This window comes from Streptomyces sp. NPDC002817 (genome assembly GCF_053592055.1).
The window spans coordinates 406,425-421,018 of record NZ_JBSFUY010000005.1 but is presented as its reverse complement, the minus strand read 5'-3'; the positions used below and the strand labels follow the sequence as shown (position 1 = coordinate 421,018).

The following is a 14,594-nucleotide window of genomic DNA, read 5'->3' as shown; positions in this document are numbered from 1 at the left end:
GGGAGTTTGGCAAAGGCGCGGTAAAGCGTCAATGGCTGCGGCGAGGTTCGTCACGCTCGGGGGAGACTCGGACCCATGCGTACTGCGTACAGCGTGGAGACGGTCAGGGCGGCCGAGCGGGAGCTCATGGCACGGCTGCCGGAGGGAGCGTTGATGCAGCGGGCGGCCGCCGGACTCGCCGCCGCCTGCGCGGACCTGCTGGGGCGGGTGTACGGCAGCCGGGTCGTGCTGCTGGTGGGCAGCGGTGACAACGGCGGGGACGCCCTGTACGCCGGGGCCCGGCTCGCACGGCGGGGCGCCGGCGTCACCGCGGTACTGCTCGCGCCGGAGCGGGCCCATGCCGCAGGGCTCACGGCGTTGCGGCGGGCGGGGGGCGCGGTGGTGGGCGTTGCGGGAGCCGAGGACCTGGTCCCGCGGGCCGACCTCGTCCTCGACGGCATCGTCGGGATCGGCGGGAAGGGCGGACTGCGGCCGGACGCGGCCCGGCTCGCCTCGGTGGCCGGGGCGTCGCGCGCCGCTGTCGTCGCCGTCGACCTGCCCAGCGGCGTCGACGCCGACACGGGGGAGGTGCGCGGGGCCGCGATCCGCGCCGATCTCACCGTCACCTTCGGCACGCACAAGCCGGGGCTGCTGGTGGACCCGGCCCGGGAGTACGCCGGATCCGTGCGGCTCGTGGACATCGGGCTGTCGCTGCCCCTCGAGGCGGAGCTGGAGGCGTTGCAGCACGCGGATGTGGCCCGGCTGCTGCCGGTGCCGACGGGGGAGAGCGACAAGTACCGGCGAGGGGTCGTGGGGATCGCCGCCGGCTCCGCCCGGTACCCGGGCGCGGCGGTGCTCGCCGTGGCGGGCGCGTTGCGGGGCGGTGCGGGGGCGGTGCGGTACGTCGGGCCCGCCGGGGACGCCGTCATCGCCCGCTTTCCCGAGACGCTGGTGTCGGACCAGGGGCCGAAGCGGGCGGGGCGGGTGCAGGCGTGGGTCGTCGGGCCGGGGGCGGGGGACGACGCGGCGAGCGTGGCGGAGGTGCTGGCCGCGGATGTACCGGTGCTGGTCGACGCGGACGGGCTGCGGCTGGCGGACGTCGGTGCCGTGCGGGCGCGTCGGGCACCGACTCTGATGACGCCGCATGCCGGGGAGGCGGCGGCGTTGCTGGGGGTGACGCGGGAGTCGGTCGAGGAGGCCCGGCTGGAGTCCGTACGGGAGCTGGCGGGGCGGTACGGGGCGACGGTGCTGCTCAAGGGGTCGACGACGTTGGTCGCGGACTCCGGGGGCGGGGCGGTGCGGGTGAACCCGACGGGGACCGCGTGGCTGGCCACGGCGGGGAGCGGGGACGTGCTGTCGGGGCTGGCGGGATCGTTGCTCGCGGCCGGGCTCTCCGCGGTGGACGCGGGGAGTGCGGCGGCGTATCTGCACGGCCTCGCGGGGCGGTTCGCGGCCGAGGGGGCGCCGGTGGGGGCGCATGACGTGGCGGACGGGATCCGGGGGGCCTGGAGGGATGTGCGGGCCGGGTAGCCGGGGCTGCGTACGTACGAGTGACCTCCCCGCGTGGTACTCCCTGTCCTCGCGGGGCCCACGTTTCTCTGATCGCATGATCAGCAGACGTATCGCGCGCCGGAGTGTCACGGCGTTCCTCGTGGCCGCCACCGTGCTGCCCGCCGGAACCGCCTCCGCCGCGCCCCCGCCACCCGCCCCCGGCTCCGAGGCCGAACTCGTCCCCGGTGAGTACCAGCCCTGGCAGATCGACAGCCCCGACCAGGCCCTCGCGCCGCAGGTGTACGTGCCCAGCGCCCAGGAGGACGCCGTCGAGCCGGCGCAGGCCGCTCCGGGGGCGTACGACCTGGTCGAGTACGTGCCGCTCGCCGACGCCGTTGCCCGGGTCTCGTGCACCAAGTCACGGGGGCCCTATCAGCGACAGGTCGAGCGGTGGCTGAAGCTGAAGGTGGACGGGAAGCAGTCGAAGGCCGACTGCAAGGCCATCCGGGCTTTCCAGGTCAAGCAGAAGATCAAGCCCGCCATCGGGTTCGCGGGGCCGATCACCTGGTCCCGGATGCAGTACCTGTCCGCGAAGAAGAACCCCAATGCCGCCAAGAAGTGTCCGGTCCGCACGTACCGCGTCGCCTGTGTCGATCTCAACCGCCAGATCACCTGGGTGCAGAAGGGGAAGAAGGTCGTCTTCGGGCCGGTGCTCATGCGGAGCGGACGGGCCGGGTACAAGACCCGTACGGGCTGGTTCAAGGTCTACTGGAAGCACAAGAACCATGTGTCCACGCTCTACCACCAGCCCATGCCCTACGCGCAGTTCTTCAGCGGCGGACAGGCCTTCCACGCCGTCTACGGCAGCATCTTCACCACCGTCGGCTCCATGGGCTGCGTCAATCTGCGACTCGGGGACGCGCGCAAGCTGTGGGGCGTGCTGAAGAAGGGCGACCGGGTCTATGCCTGGGGGCGGCGACCCGGAGCGTAGGCGTCCGCAGGGACTGTCGGACCCCTCTGAGACACTGGGGGCGCCATGAGTGAGACACCTACCCCGCGGAGCACGCCCCTGCGTGCCCGCGCCGAGATCGATCTGGCCGCCCTGCGGGCCAATGTGCGGACCCTGCGCGCCCTCGCGCCGGGCGCGGCCCTGATGGCCGTGGTCAAGTCCGACGCGTACGGCCACGGGGCGGTGCCGTGTGCCCGCGCGGCCGTCGAGGCGGGGGCGACCTGGCTGGGCACGGCGACACCCGAGGAGGCCCTCGAGCTACGGCACAAGGGCCTGCGCGACGTCCGCATCATGTGCTGGCTCTGGACTCCGGGCGGACCCTGGCGGGAGGCCGTCGAGGCCGATCTCGACGTCTCCGTCAGCGGGATGTGGGCCCTGGACGAGGTCGTCGCGGCCGCCCGGGAGGCCGGTACCCCCGCGCGCGTGCAGCTCAAGGCCGACACCGGCCTGGGGCGGAACGGATGCCAGCCGGGGGACGACTGGACCGAGCTGGTCGCCCACGCCCTGCGGGCCGAGGAGGAAGGCCTCCTGCGCGTCACCGGACTCTGGTCGCACTTCGCCTGCGCCGACGAACCCGGGCATCCCTCCATCGCCGCCCAGCTCACCCTGTTCCGCGAGATGGTGTCGTACGCCGAACAGGCCGGGGTCCGGCCCGAGGTGCGGCACATCGCCAACTCACCTGCCACGCTCACCCTTCCCGAGACACACTTCGACCTCGTGCGGACCGGCGTCGCCGTCTACGGCATCTCGCCGAGCCCCGAGCTCGGCAGCCCGGCCGACTTCGGACTGCGCCCGGTGATGACGCTGAGCGCGTCGCTCGCGCTGGTCAAGCGGGTCCCGGGCGGGCACGGCGTCAGCTACGGACATCACTACGTCACCCCCGGCGAGACCACCCTCGGGCTGGTGCCCGTCGGCTACGCGGACGGCGTCCCGCGCCACGCCTCCGGCACCGGCCCCGTCCTGGTAGGCGGCAAGTGGCGGACCGTCGCGGGACGGATCGCCATGGACCAGTTCGTCGTCGACCTCGGTGGCGACGAGCCCGAGACCGGCTCGGAGGCGATCCTCTTCGGGCCCGGCGACCGCGGTGAGCCCACCGCCGAGGACTGGGCACAGGCGGCCGGGACCATCGCGTACGAAATCGTCACCCGGATCGGAAGCCGCGTTCCCCGCGTCTATGTGAATGAGGGACAACCGGGGTAACCGAGCCAACAGCAAGTGGTGGTCCAGCAGTCCGGCGAAGAGGAGCGGTACGTGAGCGAGAGCAGCGCGGAGGCTGTCGTAGCCGTGGTCTCCGCCACGGGGGCGGCCGGGAACTGGCGCAGGGCGACCGGGATCGCGGGTGCCGCGATAGGCGTGGTCGCGGCGGGAGCGGCGGCCGGTGTCGCCCTCGAGCGGATGACCGTCGGGCGCGGCATGCGGAAGAAGGCGCGGCTCGCGCTCGACTCCGCCGGGCCCTACGGCTCGCTGCGCGGCATGCCCGGCAAGGCGTACGCCGACGACGGCACCGAGCTGTACTACGAGGTCGACGACGTGGAGCCGGAGGGCGGGTCCGCCCCGCGCCGGCGCCGGCTCTTCGGACGCAAGGCCCCGCTGCCCGTCACCGTCGTCTTCAGCCACGGCTACTGCCTCAGCCAGGACTCCTGGCACTTCCAGCGGGCGGCACTGCGCGGGGTCGTGCGGACCGTCCACTGGGACCAGCGCAGCCACGGCCGGTCCGGGCGCGGGGTGCGGCAGGTGCAGGACGATCTGCCGGTCAGCATCGACGAGCTGGGGCGCGATCTGAAGGCCGTCATCGACGCCGCCGTGCCCGAGGGGCCGATCGTGCTCGTGGGGCACTCCATGGGCGGGATGACCGTCATGGCGCTCGCCGACGCGTTTCCCGAACTCATCCGTGAGCGGGTGGTCGCCGTCGCCCTCGTCGGCACGTCGTCGGGGCGGCTCGGCGAGGTCAACTTCGGGCTGCCCGTCGCGGGAGTGAATGCCGTACGACGGATCCTGCCCGGGGTGCTGAAGGCGCTGGGGCAGCGGGCCGATCTGGTGGAGAAGGGGCGGCAGGCCACCGCCGATCTGTTCGCGGGGATCATCAAGCGGTACTCGTTCGCGAGCCGGGACGTGGATCCGGCCGTCGCCCGGTTCGCCGAGCGGATGATCGAGAGCACGCCGATCGACGTGGTCGCCGAGTTCTATCCGGCGTTCACCGAACACGACAAGACCGAGGCGCTCGCCCACTTCATGGACCTCCCGGTGCTCGTGCTGGCCGGGATCGGGGACCTCGTCACGCCCAGCGAGCACAGCGAGGCCATCGCCGGGCTGCTGCCGGAAGCCGAACTGGTGCTTGTGCCGGACGCCGGGCACCTGGTGATGCTGGAACACCCGGAAGTGGTCACCGACCGCATCGCCGACCTTCTCACCCGGGCGGGTGCCGTGCCGGCAGGAGCTACCGTGGGTGGCTATGGAAGCACCAGCAGCACCGCACAACCCGGTTGAGACCGAACTGACCGTCACCTCCCCCGAGCAGATGCGTGAGCTGGGCCTGAAGCTGGCCAAGCTGCTGCGCGCCGGGGATCTCGTGATGCTCAGCGGGGAGCTCGGGGCGGGCAAGACGACGCTGACCCGGGGACTGGGTGAAGGGCTGGGCGTGCGGGGTGCCGTCACGTCCCCGACCTTCGTGATCGCCCGGGTGCACCCGTCCCTCGGTGGCGGTCCGCCGCTCGTCCACGTCGACGCGTACCGCCTGGGCGGCGGGCTCGACGAGATGGAGGACCTCGATCTCGATGTCTCGCTGTCCGACTCGGTGATCGTCGTGGAGTGGGGCGAGGGCAAGGTCGAGGAGCTCACCGACGACCGGCTGCAAGTACAGATCCACCGTGCCGTCGGGGACACCACCGACGAGGTGCGGCACGTGACGCTGACCGGGCTGGGGGAGCGCTGGGCGACCGTCGACCTCGGTGCGCTGACCGCCTGAGCCTGCGCGCGCTGTCCGCTTGAGCAGCGGTGGATGAATATTCCGACAAGACGTCGGCAAGTTATTGCATTTGCGGTCGTGTGCGTGGTCACATGGTACCCAGTTCGTAGTTAGGTCTACCTAACTACGTCCGCCCCCGGTGCTCAGGAGGCGTCCATGGCGGCCACGGAACGAGACGAGGCGGCGCCGCGTGTGGTGTCCGCGGTGCCGGTTCCCATGCGGGACTTGCTGGCGGCCTGTGCTGCGGCGAACGTGATTTCCACGCCGCCGCGGGTCCCCGACCGGGAAGCGGTACGGCCGTCCGCTGCCGGGCAGCGCAAAGCCGCCTGAGGTTGCTTCTTCGCCTGCGGGCCGGTGGGGGCCGGTCGCGCGGTTCCCCGCGCCCCTGGAGGGGCGCCATCGCTCAGCGGATCACTACGACCCGGTGGCCGATCGTCGCGAAGTCCCACATCGCGTTGCCGTCCTCGCGGGACTCGCGGATGCCGCCTGTTTTCGCCGTGGGGTCGTTCTCCGGTACCGAGCCGTCCACGGCCGCGCTGAAGCCGATCGTGACGCTGTCGACGCTGGTGAAGCGGACGACGTGCTCGATGGGGATGCCGTCGGTGCCGGTGACCGAGTTCGAGCGGGACGTGACGAAATAGGAGCCCGGGAGCGGGTCGACCGTGCCCGCGGTGACCTTGAAGGTGCGCTGGACCCTGTCGTCCTTGCGGACCAGCCAGACCCGGTCGTCGTCCACCGAGTACACGACCCGTTCACCCTTGCCGGAGCCGGCGGGCAGGGCGGTGGGGTGCCCGGTGTCGCGGGGCGCCTTCGAGGTGGCGGCCACGGGCTCACCGCTCTGGTGCGAGGTGCCGAGCGCGACCGGGACGCTCGCCGAGGCCTGGTAGGCGAGGACACCCACCGTGATCAGGGCCGCCGTGGTGAGCCCGGTCACGATCCCGGCGCTGGTGCTTGACACGGTCGTCCACCTCGTTGTCGTACGGCGTGATCCTCGGCGACGTTAGCAGTCGGAGGGCCTGCGACCGGGGCGGCGATACGCGCGGCGCGGGAGCCGTAGGCTGTTTGCGTGCTCTTGCTCGCTCTGGATACCGCCACCCCCGCCGTGACCGTCGCGCTGCACGACGGTACGGACGTCGTCGCCTCTTCGAGTCAGGTGGACGCGCGCCGGCACGGCGAGCTGCTGCTGCCGGCCGTCGACCGCGTCCTCGCCGAGGCCGGGCTGAAACTCGACGCCGTCACCGGCATCGTCGTAGGCATCGGGCCCGGTCCCTACACCGGACTGCGCGTCGGACTGATGACCGCCGACACCTTCGGGCTCGCGCTCGGCGTCCCCGTGCACGGTGTGTGCACGCTCGACGGGCTCGCCTACGCCGCCGACATCGACGAGGGCCCCTTCGTCGTGGCGACCGACGCGCGGCGCAAGGAGGTCTACTGGGCGCGCTACGCCGACTCCCGTACGCGGCTGACCGACCCGGCCGTGGACCGGCCCGCCGAGATCGCCGAGCAGGTCGCGGGTCTGCCCGCCGTCGGAGCCGGTGCGCTGCTCTACCCGGACACCTTCCCGGTCGCGCGCGAGCCCGAGCATGTCTCCGCCGCGGCGCTCGCCGCGCTCGCCGCCGAGAGACTCGCCGCCGGTGCGGAGCTCCCCGCCCCGCGGCCGCTGTATCTGCGCCGGCCCGACGCCCAGGTGCCGAAGAACTACAAGGTGGTCACCCCCAAGTGACCTCCGTGCTGCGCGAGATGCGCTGGTGGGACATCGATCCCGTACTGGTGCTGGAGAAGGACCTCTTTCCCGAGGACGCCTGGTCGCGGGGCATGTTCTGGTCCGAGCTGGCCCATGCGCGCGGCGCTTCGGCGACCCGGCGCTATGTCGTCGCCGAGGACGGTGGGCGGCTGGTCGGGTACGCCGGGCTCGCCGCGTCCGGTGACCTCGCGGACGTGCAGACCATCGCCGTCGCCCGCGACCACTGGGGCACCGGACTCGGCGGGCGGCTGCTGACCGAACTGCTGCGCGCGGCCACCGCCTTCGAGTGCGCCGAAGTGATGCTGGAGTGCCGGATCGACAACGTGCGCGCGCAGAAGCTGTACGAGCGGTACGGCTTCGAGGCGATCGGCTTCCGGCGCGGCTACTACCAGCCCGGCAACGTCGACGCCCTGGTCATGCGACTGACCACGGAATCCAAGGGCGGCTCCGCCGCGGGTTCCACCTCCGAACAAGGAACCGAGATCAATGACTGACGAACCTCTCGTCCTCGGCATCGAGACCTCCTGCGACGAGACCGGCGTCGGCATCGTCCGCGGCACCACCCTGCTCGCGGACGCGATCGCCTCCAGCGTCGACGAGCACGCCCGTTTCGGCGGGGTCGTGCCCGAGGTCGCCTCGCGTGCGCATCTGGAGGCGATGGTGCCGACCATCGAGCGCGCGCTGAAGGAAGCCGGTGTCACGGCGAAGGACCTGGACGGCATCGCGGTGACCGCCGGTCCCGGTCTGGCGGGCGCGCTACTGGTCGGCGTATCGGCGGCGAAGGCGTACGCCTACGCGCTCGGCAAGCCGCTGTACGGCGTCAACCACCTCGCCTCCCACATCTGTGTGGACCAGCTGGAGCACGGGGCGCTGCCCGAGCCGACGATGGCGCTGCTGGTGTCCGGGGGCCATTCGTCCCTGCTGCTGTCGAGTGACATCACCTCCGATGTACGGCCCCTGGGCGCGACCATCGACGACGCGGCGGGCGAGGCGTTCGACAAGATCGCGCGCGTGCTGAACCTCGGCTTCCCCGGCGGTCCGGTCATCGACCGGTACGCGAAGGAGGGCGACCCGAGCGCGATCGCCTTCCCGCGCGGGCTGACCGGGCCGCGTGACGCGGCGTACGACTTCTCCTTCTCCGGTCTGAAGACCGCCGTGGCCCGTTGGATCGAGGCCAAGCGGGCCGCGGGCGAGGAGGTGCCGGTGCGGGATGTGGCGGCGTCCTTCCAGGAGGCGGTCGTGGACGTGCTGACCCGCAAGGCCGTCCGTGCCTGCAAGGACGAGGGCGTCGATCATCTGATGATCGGCGGCGGTGTCGCCGCCAACTCCCGGCTGCGGGTGCTGGCCCAGGAGCGGTGCGAGGCGGCCGGGATCCGGCTGCGGGTGCCGCGGCCGAAGCTGTGCACGGACAACGGGGCGATGGTGGCCGCGCTGGGCGCGGAGATGGTCGCCCGGAACCGGCCCGCCTCCAGCTGGGATCTGTCGGCGGACTCCTCGCTGCCGGTGACGGATCCGCATGTCCCCGGCCACGACCATGTGCACGAGGTCAGCAAGGAGAACCTCTACTCGTGACGGTCGCGTTGATGTGGGAGGCCCGGGCGGTCGACGGGCGGGGCGAGGAACTGCTCGCCTGGGCGCGGGCGCAGCGGTTGGCGAGCGCGCCGCTGCGGAGGGAGACCTTCCGGGCGCCTCAGGACCGGGTGCTCGTCATCACGTGGTGGGACGCGGGAGTCGACGCCGAACTGCCGGAACTGCCCGAGCCGGACGCGGAGTTGGCGAGCCGGGCCGTGCACCGGTGGCGGTTCGAGTCGGTGGGCTCGGAGTAACGGACGCCGGTACGGGCGACGGGTCCTATGCCGACGCGGTCCCGGCGGGGGCCTCGCGGCGGGATCCGCCGGGGGAGTACGACAGCTTCCACGGCGCGTCCGTGTCGTATCCCCGCCACAGCACCTTGCCGTTCCTGCGCTCCCACTCGGCGGCCAGCCAGACCTGGCCCAGCCAGGAGAGCGCCGGCCACAGGGGGAGCAGGGCGATCCACGGTTCCCAGCCGACGGCGAGGACGGACGTGGGGACCGACATCACCGTGAAGAGCCACCAGTTGAGGGGGTGGCGTCGCAGGGAGACGACGTCCGCCGGGGCCGTCTCCAGGGGGACCGCGGCTTCGAAGTCCCGTATCTCGCCGACCCACTTGAGCCGGGTCGCGCCGAGCAGCGTGAACACCACCGTGAACGCGATCAGGCCGAGGGCGAACCTTCCCGCGCCGTAGGCCGTCATCGGCGCACCGCGCACGCCGCCCGTCACCGCCAGACTGACGGCGAGGGCGGCCAACGCGGTGTACACGGACCTCAGTTCATGGTGGACGTATCTGTCCATGGCGAGCCTCCCCCAGGCGCGGAGGGTCAGGCCGGTCCCGACACCTCCGTCTCGCAGCGCAGTACACGGTCCGGGCCCAGCACCCGTGCCGGCCCCGTGAGGTTCAGCCGGGTCGTGTGCCGTACGTCCGTACTGGACGCCGCCAACCGCAGCTCCAGGATGCCCGGTTCGACGACCCTCCGGAGTGAACGATCTGTGAAGGAGGACAGGTCGGTGTGGAAGCGGAAGGACACCCGGGCCGCCTCTCCCGGGGCCAGCTCCACGCGCTGGTAGCCGATCAGACGGACGTCCGGCCGGGTCACCGAGGCCACCGGGTCGTGCAGGTACAGCTGGACGACCTCGGCGCCCTCGCGGTCACCGGTGTTGCGGACGGTCACGGTCATGTCGTAGGAGCCGTCGGTGCCGATCTCCGTGTCGGCGGCATCGGATTCCCAGGCGAACGACGTGTACGACCTTCCGTGCCCGAACGCGTACAGCGGCGTCGGGTCCAGATTGCTGACCTCGCCCGCGAGACCCAGCGGCGGCTGGAGGTAGGTCCAGGGCTGGCCGCCCGGCACCTGAGGGACGCTCACCGGGAGGCGGCCCGAGGGGTTGACGCGGCCGGACAGCACTCCCGCGACCGCCGGGCCGCCCTCCTCGCCCGGGAAGAACGCCTGCACCGCGGCGGCGAGGCGCCCGTTCCAGCGGCCGAGCGCGTACGGCCGGCCGGTCAGCAGCACCAGGACGACCGGAACGCCGGTGGCGACCAGGGTGTCCAGCAGTTCGCCCTGTACGCCGGGGAGCCGCAGGTCCGTCACATCGCAGCCCTCGCCCGACGTGCCCCGGCCGAACAGGCCCGCCCGGTCGCCCAGGACCGCCACGCACACGTCCGCCTCCGACGTCCGCGCCACCGCCTCCGCGAAGCCGGACCTGTCGGGGTCCGAGGTGTCGCAGCCCTCCGCGAACGTCACCTTGGCGTCGGGGAGTTCGGTACGCAGGGCCTCCAGGACGGTCGGGATCTCGATGCCCATCGGGATGTCCGGGTGCTGGGTCAGGACGTGGGACGGGAAGGAGTAGCAGCCGAGCATCGCCAGGGCGTCGGCGGCCCTCGGGCCCACCACTGCGATCCTCGTGTCCGGGGACAGCGGGAGGACACCGTCCGGGTTGTCCAGCAGGACCACCGACTCTTCGGCGAGGCGGCGGGCCAGGGCGCGGTTCGCCGTCGAGTCGAGGTCGATCCGGGCGGTCGGCTCGGGGGTCCAGTCCTCGTCCAGGAGGCCCAGCTCGCACTTCTGGAGCAGGACCCGGCGGACCGCCCGGTCGACCAGCTCCTCGGGGATCTCGCCCGCCCGCACGGCGTCGAGGAGCGGCTTTCCGTAGCACTTCAGGGTGGGCAGCTCGACGTCGAGGCCGGCCGCGAGGGCCGCGTGGGCCGCCTCCGCCTCCGAGCCGGCGACCCGGTGCTGGCTCTGGAGGAAGCCGATGCCGAAGTAGTCGGCGACGACCGTGCCGGTGAAGCCCCATTCCTCGCGCAGGAGTCCGGTCAGCAGGCCCGGGTCCGCCGAGGCCGGGACGCCGTCCGTCTCGTTGTACGCCGCCATCACCGAGCGCGCCCCGCCCTCGCGCAGCGCCATCTGGAACGGCGGCAGGGTCACGTCCGAGAGCTCCCGGACGCCGGCCCGTACCGGCGCCTGGTTGCGGGCGCCCGCGGAGGACGCGTACCCGGCGAAGTGCTTGAGCGTGGCGACGATCCCGGCCGACTCCAGGCCCCGGACGTAGGCGGCGCCGATGGTGCCGACGAGGTACGGGTCCTCGCCGACGGTCTCCTCGACCCGCCCCCAGCGCGGGTCGCGGACGACGTCCAGGACCGGGGCGAGGCCCTGGTGGACGCCGACCGCGCGCAGGTCCTGGCCGATGTTGCGGGCCATCTTCTCGACGAGCGGCGGGTCGAAGCTCGCGCCCCAGGCGAGCGGGACCGGATAGGCGGTGGCCTGCCAGGCCGTGAAGCCGGCCAGGCACTCCTCGTGGGCGAGTGCCGGGATGCCGAAGCGGCCTGCCGCCGCGATACGGCGCTGGGCGCGGGCCAGTGCCTGCGCGCCCAGCGCCGGGTCCACGGGGGCGGTGCCGAAGGAGCGGGTCAGCTGGCCGAGTCCATGGGAGATCAGCTCGGACCAGTCATCGTCATTGAAGTCGGCGGTCATCTCTCGCTGCAGCGGCGCGACTCCCCCGCCGTCCGCGCTGGCGCCCACCCACACGCCGTACAGCTGGGCGGTCTTCTCCTGAAGGGTCATCCGGGAGAGAAGGTCGTCGACGCGGGCGGCGGCGGGCAGGGCGCGGTCACGCCAGGGGGCGGTGGTCATGAAACTCCTGTCAGGGTGAAGGCCCTCACGAATGTCCCTAATCGAATGTCCCTAACGAATGTTTCGATATGCATGCCGAATGTTTTGGGAACCTAGGCGGGCCGGAAGGGTTCGTCAAGAGGTCGTGCAGGGATACGATCGCCGCCATGACACCCCCGGAGCCCGCTGAATCCCGGGCGACAGCCCCAGCAACCGGCCGCTCGTCGCAGACCGCAACGCTCGCCGAGATCGCCCGCGAGGCCGGCGTCTCGGCGCCGACTGTTTCGAAGGTGCTGAACGGCCGCGCCGACGTCGCCCCGGCGACCCGCACCCGCGTGGAGGAACTGCTGCGCGCCCACGGCTACCGGCGCCGCCGGGCCGAGGCGAGCCGTTCGCCCCTGATCGACCTGGTCTTCCACGAACTGGAGAGCGCCTGGGCGATGGAGGTCATCCGGGGCGTGGAGAACGTCGCCCGGGACTCCGGGCTGAGCGTGGTGCTCAGCGAGAGCGCGGGGCGGCTCACGCCCGGGCGGACCTGGGCCGACCAGGTCGCCGCCCGGCGGCCGCACGGGGTGATCCTCGTGCTGTCCGGGCTCGACGAGTCCCAGCGCGCGCTGCTCACCAGCCGGTCGATCCCGTTCGTCGTCATGGACCCGGCCGGCGACCCCGGTGCCGACGTGCCCTCCATCGGCGCCACCAACTGGCAGGGCGGGCTCGCCGCCACCCGGCATCTCGTCGACCTCGGGCACACCCGGATCGGCGCGATCAGCGGGCCGTCCCGGATGATGTGCAGCCGCGCCCGCATCGACGGCTACCGGGCCGCCCTGGAGACCGCCGGGCTGCCCGTCGACCCCTCGCTCGTCAAGAACGGTGACTTCCATCACGAGGCCGGCTACCGGCAGGGTCTGGAGCTGCTGCGCCGTCCGGACCGGCCGACCGCCGTCTTCGCCGGGAACGACCTCCAGGCGCTCGGGCTGTACGAGGCCGCGCGCGAGCTGGGGCTCAGGATCCCGGAGGACCTGAGCGTGGTCGGGTTCGACGATCTGCCCGTCGCGCCCTGGGTGGGGCCGCCGCTGACGACCGTACGGCAGCCGCTGACCGAGATGGCCGAGGCGGCGGCCAAGCTCGTGCTCGATCTGGCACGTGAGGAGGGGTCTCCGGCGGCCACGCGGGTGGAGCTGGCGACGAGCCTGGTGGTGCGCAGCAGTACCGCCGGGCCGCCGGTGGCCGGAAGTTGACGTATTGACGGGTGGGGCCGCCACCCCCACACTCCTCCGAAGTCAATCGGCTGCACGACCGAAACTTTCGGAGGCACCCGCAGTGAGATCCTCCAGAACTTCGCTACGTGTACGACTCGCCGCTCTGCTGGCCGGAGCGGCCACCGTCGGCACCCTGGTGACCGCAGGCGCGACCACCGCGCACGCCGCCGACACCCCGCTGCGCGACCTCGCGGCCGCCAAGGGCAAGGCCATGGGTACGGCGGTCACCGGCTCCAAGCTGACCGGGACCTACGGTGACATCGCCGGGGCTCAGTTCAACTGGCTGACCCCCGGCAACGCCATGAAGTGGGGGTCGGTCGAGCCGACCCAGGGGAACTTCAACTGGACGGAGGCGGACCAGATCGTCGCCTTCGCCGAGGCCCACGATCAGGAGGTGCGCGGTCACACCCTGGTCTGGCACAGCCAGAACCCGAGCTGGCTGACGAACGGCACCTGGACCCCGGCCCAGCTGAGCACGCTGCTGAACGACCACATCGCCACCGAGGTCGGCCGGTACAAGGGGCGGCTCGCCGCCTGGGACGTCGTCAACGAGCCCTTCAACGAGGACGGCACCTACCGCCAGACCCTCTGGTACAACGGCCTCGGCACCGGCTACATCGCCCAGGCCCTCACCGCCGCCCGCGCCGCGGACCCGGACGCCAAGCTGTACATCAACGACTACAACGTCGAGGGCGTCAACGCGAAGAGCACCGCCCTCTACAACCTGGTCAAGTCGCTGAAGGAGCAGGGCGTCCCGATCGACGGCGTCGGCCTCCAGGCTCACCTCATCCTCGGCCAGGTGCCCTCCACCCTCCAGCAGAACATCCAGCGCTTCGCCGACCTCGGCGTCGACGTGGCCATCACCGAGCTGGACATCCGGATGGCGCTGCCGTCCGACAGCGCCAAGCTCACCCAGCAGGCCGCCGACTACAAGGCCGTCATGAACGCCTGCGTGGCCGTCACCCGCTGCACCGGCGTCACCGTGTGGGGCTTCACCGACTCCGACTCCTGGATCCCGAGCACCTTCCCGGGGCAGGGCGCGGCGACGCCGTACGACGAGAACTACGCGCCGAAACCGGCGTACTACGCGATCGCGGAGGCGCTCGGCGGCACGACCACGCCCCCGACGGGGGCCTGCACCGCGACCTACAGCGTGGCCAGCCAGTGGAACACCGGGTTCACGGGCCAGGTGAGGATCGCCTGCTCGGGTGCCGCGCTGTCGTCCTGGAAGGTGACCTGGACGTACGGGGCGGGCCAGCAGGTCACGCAGGCCTGGAACGCGACCTGCACCCAGTCCGGCGCGGCGGTCGGCTGCGCCAACGCCTCCTACAACGGGACCGTGCCGGACGGCGGCTCGGTGACCTTCGGGTTCAACGGGTCATGGAGCGGGAGCAACCCGGTGCCGACCGTGACGCTGGGCTGAGAAAGGTGAGATTTTCCGAAGAAAGGCGGCCCG

14 protein-coding genes are annotated in these 14,594 nt (G+C 72.1%); 11 read left to right on the top strand and 3 right to left on the bottom strand.

The features are described 5' to 3' along the window. The first annotated feature begins 75 nt into the window (after positions 1 to 75). From ACWD3I_RS13330 to tsaE, 5 genes are all read left to right on the top strand, one after another. On the top strand, positions 76 to 1,509 hold the full coding sequence (locus tag ACWD3I_RS13330) for an NAD(P)H-hydrate dehydratase (RefSeq protein WP_365392519.1): 1,434 nt from the start codon (positions 76 to 78) through the stop codon (positions 1,507 to 1,509). Positions 1,510 to 1,585: 76 nt separating this feature from the next. Further along, positions 1,586 to 2,461, top strand: coding sequence for a L,D-transpeptidase family protein (locus tag ACWD3I_RS13325; RefSeq protein WP_365392517.1), 876 nt, complete (start codon positions 1,586 to 1,588; stop codon positions 2,459 to 2,461). A 45-nt stretch (positions 2,462 to 2,506) separates the two neighbouring features. Next, entirely contained in the window at positions 2,507 to 3,679 is a 1,173-nt protein-coding gene (gene alr, locus ACWD3I_RS13320) for an alanine racemase (RefSeq protein WP_365392515.1), read from the top strand. A gap of 51 nt (positions 3,680 to 3,730) precedes the next feature. After that, positions 3,731 to 4,966, top strand: coding sequence for an alpha/beta fold hydrolase (locus ACWD3I_RS13315; protein ID WP_365392513.1), 1,236 nt, complete (start codon positions 3,731 to 3,733; stop codon positions 4,964 to 4,966). After that, on the top strand, positions 4,932 to 5,444 hold the full coding sequence (tsaE, locus tag ACWD3I_RS13310; protein WP_365392511.1) for a tRNA (adenosine(37)-N6)-threonylcarbamoyltransferase complex ATPase subunit type 1 TsaE: 513 nt from the start codon (positions 4,932 to 4,934) through the stop codon (positions 5,442 to 5,444). The genes ACWD3I_RS13315 and tsaE overlap by 35 nt, the downstream gene beginning before the upstream one ends. Before the next feature lie 403 nt (positions 5,445 to 5,847). On the opposite strand, the gene ACWD3I_RS13305 is transcribed toward tsaE, so the two are convergent. Beyond that, the gene (locus ACWD3I_RS13305) at positions 5,848 to 6,402 is read right to left on the bottom strand and encodes a hypothetical protein (protein ID WP_365392509.1); all 555 of its coding nucleotides are present in this window, start codon (positions 6,400 to 6,402) and stop codon (positions 5,848 to 5,850) included. A gap of 108 nt (positions 6,403 to 6,510) precedes the next feature. Between ACWD3I_RS13305 and tsaB the strand changes: the two genes are divergently transcribed. The 4 genes from tsaB to ACWD3I_RS13285 are packed head-to-tail and all read left to right on the top strand — an operon-like array spanning position 6,511 to position 9,014. Then, positions 6,511 to 7,167 (top strand): tRNA (adenosine(37)-N6)-threonylcarbamoyltransferase complex dimerization subunit type 1 TsaB, encoded by a 657-nt coding sequence (gene tsaB / locus ACWD3I_RS13300; RefSeq protein WP_365392507.1) that lies wholly within the window; start codon positions 6,511 to 6,513, stop codon positions 7,165 to 7,167. A 17-nt stretch (positions 7,168 to 7,184) separates the two neighbouring features. Further along, positions 7,185 to 7,682: a ribosomal protein S18-alanine N-acetyltransferase gene (gene rimI / locus ACWD3I_RS13295; protein WP_365392587.1), complete on the top strand. Its 498-nt coding sequence runs from the start codon at positions 7,185 to 7,187 to the stop codon at positions 7,680 to 7,682. Then, positions 7,675 to 8,760 carry a tRNA (adenosine(37)-N6)-threonylcarbamoyltransferase complex transferase subunit TsaD gene (gene tsaD / locus ACWD3I_RS13290; RefSeq protein ID WP_365392505.1) on the top strand — a complete coding sequence of 362 codons (1,086 nt, stop codon included), beginning with the start codon at positions 7,675 to 7,677 and terminating at the stop codon, positions 8,758 to 8,760. The genes rimI and tsaD overlap by 8 nt, the downstream gene beginning before the upstream one ends. Further along, positions 8,757 to 9,014: a hypothetical protein gene (locus tag ACWD3I_RS13285; RefSeq protein WP_365392503.1), complete on the top strand. Its 258-nt coding sequence runs from the start codon at positions 8,757 to 8,759 to the stop codon at positions 9,012 to 9,014. Before tsaD ends, ACWD3I_RS13285 begins: the two co-directional genes overlap by 4 nt. Before the next feature lie 25 nt (positions 9,015 to 9,039). On the opposite strand, the gene ACWD3I_RS13280 is transcribed toward ACWD3I_RS13285, so the two are convergent. Next, a complete protein-coding gene (locus ACWD3I_RS13280) occupies positions 9,040 to 9,561 on the bottom strand; it encodes a hypothetical protein (protein WP_365392501.1) in 522 nt (173 codons plus the stop codon). A 26-nt stretch (positions 9,562 to 9,587) separates the two neighbouring features. Further along, complete coding sequence (locus ACWD3I_RS13275) at positions 9,588 to 11,900, bottom strand: beta-xylosidase/alpha-l-arabinosidase (RefSeq protein ID WP_365392499.1); 2,313 nt, start codon at positions 11,898 to 11,900, stop codon at positions 9,588 to 9,590. Between the two features lie 146 nt (positions 11,901 to 12,046). On the opposite strand from ACWD3I_RS13275, the gene ACWD3I_RS13270 reads away from it, so the two are divergent. After that, positions 12,047 to 13,117: a LacI family DNA-binding transcriptional regulator gene (locus tag ACWD3I_RS13270; protein WP_365392497.1), complete on the top strand. Its 1,071-nt coding sequence runs from the start codon at positions 12,047 to 12,049 to the stop codon at positions 13,115 to 13,117. Positions 13,118 to 13,199: 82 nt separating this feature from the next. Further along, entirely contained in the window at positions 13,200 to 14,561 is a 1,362-nt protein-coding gene (locus ACWD3I_RS13265) for an endo-1,4-beta-xylanase (RefSeq protein WP_365392495.1), read from the top strand. The last annotated feature ends 33 nt before the right edge of the window (positions 14,562 to 14,594 follow it).

Bases quoted from the DNA above. Each gene is read 5' to 3' on its own strand.
- ACWD3I_RS13330 (WP_365392519.1), top strand. From the start codon at position 76: ATGCGTACTGCGTACAGCGTGGAGACGGTCAGGGCGGCCGAGCGGGAG.
- ACWD3I_RS13325 (WP_365392517.1), top strand. From the start codon at position 1,586: ATGATCAGCAGACGTATCGCGCGCCGGAGTGTCACGGCGTTCCTCGTG.
- alr (WP_365392515.1), top strand. From the start codon at position 2,507: ATGAGTGAGACACCTACCCCGCGGAGCACGCCCCTGCGTGCCCGCGCC.
- tsaE (WP_365392511.1), top strand. From the start codon at position 4,932: ATGGAAGCACCAGCAGCACCGCACAACCCGGTTGAGACCGAACTGACC.
- rimI (WP_365392587.1), top strand. From the start codon at position 7,185: ATGCGCTGGTGGGACATCGATCCCGTACTGGTGCTGGAGAAGGACCTC.
- tsaD (WP_365392505.1), top strand. From the start codon at position 7,675: ATGACTGACGAACCTCTCGTCCTCGGCATCGAGACCTCCTGCGACGAG.
- ACWD3I_RS13280 (WP_365392501.1), bottom strand. From the start codon at position 9,561: ATGGACAGATACGTCCACCATGAACTGAGGTCCGTGTACACCGCGTTG.
- ACWD3I_RS13275 (WP_365392499.1), bottom strand. From the start codon at position 11,900: ATGACCACCGCCCCCTGGCGTGACCGCGCCCTGCCCGCCGCCGCCCGC.
- ACWD3I_RS13270 (WP_365392497.1), top strand. From the start codon at position 12,047: ATGACACCCCCGGAGCCCGCTGAATCCCGGGCGACAGCCCCAGCAACC.